Below are 5,706 nucleotides of genomic sequence, written 5' to 3'. Positions count from 1 at the left end.
ATCTTCTCTAATTAGTACTTGAATCTAATGGCATTGACACAAGGAGAAACACAATGATACTGCAAGATAAAGTAGCGTTAGTCACTGGAGGCGCATCGGGAATTGGTCGAGCAACAGCGATCGCGTTCGGTGCGGCTGGAGCTAAAGTTGTCTTCTCGGACATACGCAGTGTAGAAGGTGAAGAAACTGCGGCTTTGATTCACGAAACTGGGGCAGAATGCTTGTTTGTGAAATCAGATGTATCGAGTGAGGTGGATGTTCGGGAATTGGTGCAGAAAGCGATCGCCACCTACGGCAAACTGGATTGTGCCTTCAACAATGCTGGAATCGATCTTGTTGTTACACCGTTGCACTCTCAATCGAGCGAGGATTTTGACAAGATCGTGTCGGTCAATGCACGAGGGCTATTTCTCTGTATGAAATACGAAATTCAGCAGATGCTGTCCCAAGGCTCAGGCGCGATCGTGAACAATTCGTCAACGAATGGTCTCGTTGCGCTTCCAGGGATATCTCCTTACGTTGCTAGCAAACATGCGGTGATGGGGCTGACGCGATCGGCTGCTCTCGATTATGCCAAACAGGGCATTCGGATCAATGCCGTCAATCCGGGTCCGATTGCGACTGACCTCATGGCTCGTAGTGCTGACCAGATGGGCATCACGTTCGACGATCTTGGGTCGATGGTTCCGATGGGTCGGATCGGTCAGGCAACGGAAATTGCTCAAGCGGTTGTGTTTCTCTGCTCTGATGCTGCTAGCTATATTACGGGACAACCCTTAGCGATCGATGGCGGATATACGGCGAGTTAGCTTAAGTTGCTGGCTTACTGTCTAGATGGCAATTGAAATTTCTGGTTAAGGTAATATGGCAAGCATTCTGCATCTTGATTCAAGTCCACGGGGCGATCGCTCCAAATCTCGCAAGTTGGCAAAGAAGTTTATAGTTGCGTGGCAAGACTTACATCCTGACGACGCGATCGCCTATCGTGATTTAAGACAAACGCCAGTTCCTCACGTCACCGAAGACTGGATTGCGGCTTCTTTTACTGCGCCAGAAGCACTGACTTCAGAAATGGCTGAACTGCTGAAGTTTTCTGATGAGTTAGTGGATGAGTTTTTGGCAGCTGATCGATGTGTTTTCAGTGTGCCAATGTACAACTTCAGCATTCCCTCCAATTTCAAAGCCTACATCGATCAAGTGGTTCGTGTGGGTCGCACATTCACGGAGGAGGATGGTCAAGTCAAAGGACTGGCGAACGGTAAAAAAGTTTTGTTCATCACATCACGAGGCGTTGAATATGGAGCAAGTTCTCCTTACAAGGGATGGGATTGTCAGGAACCTGCGCTTCGGTATGCTTTTCAATACATGGGTGTGACTGACATTCAGTTCATTCATGCCAATGGTCTAGATCTGGGAGACGAGGCACAAAAACGGGGACTAGACGAAGCACAATCTAAAATTCAAGAATTAGTGAGCGGTTGGTAGCGCCAGCCAGCTAACAAGTCGATGAAGCGGACGATTGAGAGATCTTGGTTGTGATGCAAAGGTTTTCTGCCGCCGCTTTCTTGGTTGTTAGTCGTTCATCTGTTGCGACATTATGCTGAGTCGGCACACATCGTCACATCTGAAAATAAAAGCTTAACCTGCGTCCAGTTGCAGGATTATATCCAAACGCATTTGAGTCGAGATCTATCGTTGACTGAATTGGTAAGCGTCATCAATATCAGTTCCACTTACTTCGCGAGTGTATTCAAACAAGCAATGGGAATTTTGCCACATCAGTACGTGATTGAGCAACGGGTGGAACGGGCGAAATTGATGTAGTCGAAAACCGATTTGGCGATAACCCTTCGGGATAGCTTCGCTTACCGCAGATATTGCCTTACAAGTGGGTTTTTCCAGTCAAAGCCATTTGACGCAACAGTTTAAGCGATTCACTGGCATGACACCAAAGCAGGTGCGCCCTTCACCATAAGAATCTGACAAGTCATTGTAAGAATCTGAAAGAGATCGAGTATTAGAACTGGGTACACTTGGGATAGATAGAACCAGGAGAATCCTATTAATCAATGTACTAGGTGCTGTCTATGTTCTGTTTCACAATTTACTTGAAGGAAAAACTTTATGACGATTAACAAGGAAACAACAAGCCTGAATATGCCTTGGGAGCAAGAGTATGGGTATTCTCAAGCCGTGAAAGTTGGAGACACGATCTACATCTCTGGGCAGGTCAGTCACGACAGCAAAGGCAACGTCGTTGGTATTGACGATATGGAAATGCAGATGCGCCAATCCTACACCAACATTCAAAAAGTCCTTGCTCACTATGGTGCCACGATGGACAACATTGTGGATGAGGTACTTTTTGTAACAGATATGGAGACAGGACATGCAGCAGCGGGCAAATGTAGGCAAGAGGTTTTTGCTGGCACTCCAGTTGTAGCAAGCACCATCGTACAAATTCAGCGTCTTGCTTTGCCTGAGTTCATGATTGAGATTAAGTGTATTGCTAAAGTGTAACCACTTCGCGAATGAATCAGGGCTTGAGCCTCAAAACCTGCTCAAGTTTTGTCCAAAATTTCCAAGAATATCAGTTTCAGTTCCATTACACGTCCCAAGTTCCGCACGTCTGGTATGGAACCGCAAATCTCAGATAAAACTACTCATCAGCCGGAAGCATAGAACAAGACAAATCGGGCTTTAGATGGAAGTTTTAGTAGTTCTATACGTTGAAGAACGCAGTAAATTTCCCACCTTTGAAATCAGATCGTGACTCAGGCAACCAGACAATAAGATTACGTGCTGCGACTGGAAACTAGGGAAGGTAAAATCGTTCGCTACCGCCAATACTCAAATCCTATGTCCGCGATCGCGGCTTGGGGTAGCGTACAAGATTTGCACTCCTTTTTCAACACAGATAATGCAGAGTAAGGCAAGTATACGTATAGTAAGTTGCGTCGGAAAATTGAATCGTTAACTCAGGAGTTAAACGCCTGGGAAGTAGTAGCTACTAATACTGACTTTAAGGATGCGATCGCACGTTAAGGAGCAATTCTATGTCAACTTTTGTCTTGGTTCACGGTTCGTGGCACGATGGTTCTACTTGGAACGCGGTCATCCAACATTTAGAAGCTAAAGGGCATCAGGCTTTTGCTCCCACAATCGCCGGACATGGTAAAGGCGCGAATAAAAACGTCAACCACGCTCAATGTACGCAATCGATAGTAGATTACATCGTTGGCAAAGACTTAACCGATATCGTCCTCTTAGGACATAGTTTCAGCGGTACAGTTATTGCTAAAGTTGCCGAAGCGATTGGCGATCGCATTCAACGGCTGATTTTTTTCAATGCCTTTGTCCTTAACGATGGGGAAAGCCTCAGAGATAATGTCCCACCCGATTCTCAAGCGTTATTTGACAAACTAGCTGAAGAATCGGACGATAATACGACGATGATGCCGTTTGAGATTTGGCGAGAAGCGTTTCTCAACGATGCTGACCTCGACCTAGCTAAATTCAGTTACGCGCAATTATCGTCTGAGCCGTATCAACCGTGGATTGACAAGTTGGACTTGAAGCAATTTTACTCGCTGCCAATTCCCAAAAGTTACCTCTACTGTACGGAAGACATCTCTCTACCTCAAGACGAGCAGTGGGGCTGGCATCCCAAAATGTCTAGCCGCTTGGGGCTATTTCGGCTCGTACAAATGCCAGGTAGTCATGAGGTGATATTTTCTAACCCGATCTGTTTAGCAGAAAAGATTATTGTGGCAGGGCGCGACTAGGAACGGAATTGTATTTTTCCACGTATAACGTACTTCTAATGCCCTAGTAGAAATCTCTAGCTTGAGCAAGTCAAATAACAGTCAAAAGTCAAAACAAATGCATTGTCAAACTTCAAAATCGAGCGTCCATACGCCAAAAAATTCTACCTGTCGCCCCCTAGGAGCACTCGAGAAAATCTTTTGGTTGTACGACCAAGTTCAACCAGCACATTTTGCCCTGACAGCACAGATTCAAGGAGAATTTAGTAGCGAGCAACTCAAGCGTGCTTTGATGCAAGTGCAACAGCGCCATCCATTGCTAAGAGTACGCATCGCATTGGATGAAACCGAACAACCCTGGTTTGTCGAAGAAGTAGCTAATATCCCACTGCGAGTTTTACAGCGACAGTCCGAGCAACACTGGCAACGAGAAGTTGAGACAGAAATTTCTACACCTTTTAACTGGAAGCAAGCACCTTTGATACGTGCAGTCTTGCTACACTCCCCAGAGATTTCAGAATTAATCGTCGTTTACCACCACTCGATTGCTGATGGAACTTCTGGTGCCTATCTCATCCAAGATATTTTGCAAGCGATCGCCGTCCCTAGTACTATCCTCCAGCCTCTACCAATGCCCCTTTCTTTAGAGGAATTGATGCTGGGTAAAGCCGATGCCGCTCTTCCAGACTACCCAGTGGCGCTGCAATCTTCAGACTTTAAGCCTCCAGAAACTTCTTCCCGTTCTCGCTTGCTAGCTGGTTCGCTTACCCCAGAGACGACAGGTGAGTTAATTTCCCGTTGCCGGCAAGAACAAACTAGCGTCCATGCTGCTATTTGTGCTGCATTTCTCTTAGCGATCGCCCGCCAATCTGGTTCAAAACAACAGCAGACTCTCAAATGCTTAACACCGATCGATCTCCAACGGCGTTTCATGTCTGTAACTGATACACAGTTTAGTCTTTACCTTAGCGCAGCAATGACTTCGCACGCTTTAACTCCTAATACAAGCGTGTGGGCAGTGGCTCAGTCAGTCAAACAACAATTAAACTCTGCAATGGAACCCGATCGGGTCATGGCAGCAATCCAGCAAACTCAAGCGTGGATGTCTGCGAATCCCAGTGCAATTCAGGTTTGGCAAGGATTTATCGAACAATACGGTGGCGACATTACAGTTACCAATCTCGGACGCTTAGCAATCCCACAACAGTTTGGGCAACTTCAACTGCGGGGGATCTATGGACCCTCTGTAATGCCCAGCAGAGATGACGGTCGCCTGTTAGGAGTTGCAACGGTAGGCGAACGGCTCTGTTTTACGCTCGTTTATCCAGAGTCAGTCCTATCCCCAACGGCAGCTGCTCAACTGCAACAGGACGCAATGCAGTTGCTTCATACCGCGATCGCGTCAACTTCTGGGCATTTGTAGTCAGTATGCCATTAATAACTCATTCATTGCCTGATGAAAAACCAAGAGAAAACCATTGTTTTTGATCGAGAACGCGCTTCTAACCATGACAAGCAATTCGCGCTCACTAGCTCCGATGCGCGTCCGATACGTCTACTCCAGCTTATATGCTAAGCGAACTCCTTGACGAGAAGTTCCTAACAGCTATCTCACTAGCGATTGAAGAGAAATAATGCAAGTACGGTAAACCTCATTAACAACAAAAAAAATGAAAATTAACTCTGTTAGACATCAAGCTTTTCTTCATTTGATGAATAATTTCCAAGCTCAAAAAGTTCAACGTTTGCGTTTACTAAGTCGTTCGATGAACGTAATTGGGATTCACAATTTGAAACCATACTTCAAGCAAGAACAATTTAGATACAAACGAATTTACGGTTCTACACAACAATAATCTGTCGAGTAGTCATGTCGTTTTAGGAGAAGAAAATGAAAAAGATAGAAGCGATCGTTCCTACTGAGAGTTTTACTTTAGTTAAA

Annotated in this window: 9 protein-coding genes; all 9 read left to right on the top strand. The window is 45.6% G+C overall.

Going from position 1 to position 5,706, the window contains the following annotated elements; all coding sequences use genetic code 11:
* Window positions 1-53: 53 nt before the first annotated feature.
* On the top strand, window positions 54-809 hold the full coding sequence (locus ACRC32_RS26620; RefSeq protein ID WP_438556797.1) for an SDR family oxidoreductase: 756 nt from the start codon (window positions 54-56) through the stop codon (window positions 807-809).
* 55 nt (window positions 810-864) lie between these two features.
* Window positions 865-1,485, top strand: a complete 621-nt coding sequence (locus ACRC32_RS26615) for an FMN-dependent NADH-azoreductase (protein WP_438556796.1) — start codon at window positions 865-867, stop codon at window positions 1,483-1,485.
* An 84-nt stretch (window positions 1,486-1,569) separates the two neighbouring features.
* Entirely contained in the window at window positions 1,570-1,824 is a 255-nt protein-coding gene (locus ACRC32_RS26610; RefSeq protein ID WP_438556795.1) for an AraC family transcriptional regulator, read from the top strand.
* A gap of 64 nt (window positions 1,825-1,888) precedes the next feature.
* Window positions 1,889-1,975: an AraC family transcriptional regulator gene (locus ACRC32_RS26605; RefSeq protein WP_438556798.1), complete on the top strand. Its 87-nt coding sequence runs from the start codon at window positions 1,889-1,891 to the stop codon at window positions 1,973-1,975.
* A gap of 149 nt (window positions 1,976-2,124) precedes the next feature.
* Window positions 2,125-2,520, top strand: a complete 396-nt coding sequence (locus ACRC32_RS26600) for a RidA family protein (RefSeq protein WP_438556794.1) — start codon at window positions 2,125-2,127, stop codon at window positions 2,518-2,520.
* Between the two features lie 279 nt (window positions 2,521-2,799).
* Complete coding sequence (locus ACRC32_RS26595; RefSeq protein WP_438556793.1) at window positions 2,800-2,931, top strand: hypothetical protein; 132 nt, start codon at window positions 2,800-2,802, stop codon at window positions 2,929-2,931.
* Window positions 2,932-3,056: 125 nt separating this feature from the next.
* Entirely contained in the window at window positions 3,057-3,785 is a 729-nt protein-coding gene (locus ACRC32_RS26590) for an alpha/beta fold hydrolase (protein ID WP_438556792.1), read from the top strand.
* Window positions 3,786-3,969: 184 nt separating this feature from the next.
* Entirely contained in the window at window positions 3,970-5,187 is a 1,218-nt protein-coding gene (locus ACRC32_RS26585; RefSeq protein ID WP_438556791.1) for a phthiocerol/phthiodiolone dimycocerosyl transferase family protein, read from the top strand.
* 247 nt (window positions 5,188-5,434) lie between these two features.
* Window positions 5,435-5,620, top strand: coding sequence for a hypothetical protein (locus tag ACRC32_RS26580; RefSeq protein ID WP_438556790.1), 186 nt, complete (start codon window positions 5,435-5,437; stop codon window positions 5,618-5,620).
* Window positions 5,621-5,706: the final 86 nt, after the last annotated feature.

It is taken from the genome of Chroococcidiopsis sp. (genome assembly GCF_051657925.1).
Lineage (GTDB): Bacteria > Cyanobacteriota > Cyanobacteriia > Cyanobacteriales > Chroococcidiopsidaceae > Chroococcidiopsis.
This window is presented reverse-complemented; position numbering and strand designations above follow the sequence as displayed.